The following is a 1130-nucleotide window of genomic DNA, read 5'->3' as shown; positions in this document are numbered from 1 at the left end:
GAACGCATGCAACACATTGCTGGACGTCAGCGCCTCGCCGCCGAATTCATCGGTACTGCGGGACTTCTGGCGGTTGTCGTCGGCTCCGGAATTATGGGGGAGACCCTGGCGGGTGGAAACACCGCCATCGCACTGCTCGCCAACGCCCTGGCGACCGGTGCGATACTTGTCGTGCTGATCACCGCGTTCGGGCCGCTCTCCGGCGCCCACTTCAATCCCGCGGTCACGCTCGCCTTTCTGTTGCGTCGCGAGATTGCCCCCCGCGTCGGGGCCTATTACGTGGTGGTCCAAGTCCTCGGGGGCATTGTCGGCACGCTTGCGGCCCACGTGATGTTCGATTTGCCACTGCTGCAGATCGCGGAGACCACCAGGACCGGCTTTGCCCAGTGGTTCTCGGAGGCCGTCGCCACGTTCGGGCTGGTGGGTACGATCCTCGCGACCATGCACTACCGGCCCGAGGCCGTTGCCATGATGGTCGGCCTGTTCATCTCTGCCGGCTACTGGTTTACCGCGTCCACGTCCTTTGCCAATCCGGCGGTCACCATTGCACGCGCCGTCACGGATACATTTGCCGGCATCGGCCCCGCGGATGTGCCCGCATTTATCGTCGCGCAGCTGCTGGGCGCCGTCGCGGCGACGCTACTGGCCGGTTGGATGCTGTCGGCCGCGACCGGACCCGCAACGCAGACGCCTGACTGAACGGCAACTCGGTTGTTGCTGAAGCAGTGCGGCAGTTTCAAGCCCTTCGTGTATTTCGCTCGATCTCGGCCAAGCACATCGAGGTCTGCGATTGGGCTCGCATCTCAGTGGCGCGCACGAGACCATATCGATGCCCGGCATAGCCGCCGACGGCGCCGCCGGCGAGCGTCCCCACGGCCTTGAGTAGTCCGCAGCACACCAGGTTCGCACCGAGTGCGAAGCCCAACAGTGTGCCCGCGACTGGATACAATGCCGCCATCAGCTTGGCTGATTGATGTACGTTCCGGCTGTAGTCTTCGAAGATCTTCGGGTCGTAGCTGGTGGCCATGGATTTGCCTCGTTGTCGCTGGAATGCATCGCCTTCACGCCGCAGGCTCGGTCCGGAGCCGAGTGGAACCGAAACGTGGCTCTGCGCTCTGGCCGTCTAGAGG

The 1130-nt window shown here is 64.1% G+C and carries 2 protein-coding genes; one reads left to right on the top strand and one right to left on the bottom strand.

All coding sequences use genetic code 11. From position 1 onward, the window contains the following. The coding region (locus CKO31_RS25990; RefSeq protein WP_200243783.1) for an aquaporin at nucleotides 1-699 on the top strand (699 nt) is incomplete at its 5' end. A gap of 37 nt (nucleotides 700-736) precedes the next feature. Here CKO31_RS25990 and CKO31_RS25985 read toward each other — a convergent pair. Further along, nucleotides 737-1027 carry a hypothetical protein gene (locus CKO31_RS25985; protein ID WP_200243780.1) on the bottom strand — a complete coding sequence of 97 codons (291 nt, stop codon included), beginning with the start codon at nucleotides 1025-1027 and terminating at the stop codon, nucleotides 737-739. Nucleotides 1028-1130 lie beyond the last annotated feature (103 nt).

Origin of the sequence: Thiohalocapsa halophila, assembly GCF_016583825.1 — a bacterium.
Taxonomy (GTDB): Bacteria; Pseudomonadota; Gammaproteobacteria; order Chromatiales; family Chromatiaceae; genus Thiohalocapsa; species Thiohalocapsa halophila.
Note: the sequence above shows the minus strand (reverse complement) of the source record. Positions and strands in the feature narration are given on the sequence as shown.

Bases quoted from the DNA above. Each gene is read 5' to 3' on its own strand.
- CKO31_RS25985 (WP_200243780.1), bottom strand. From the start codon at position 1,027: ATGGCCACCAGCTACGACCCGAAGATCTTCGAAGACTACAGCCGGAAC.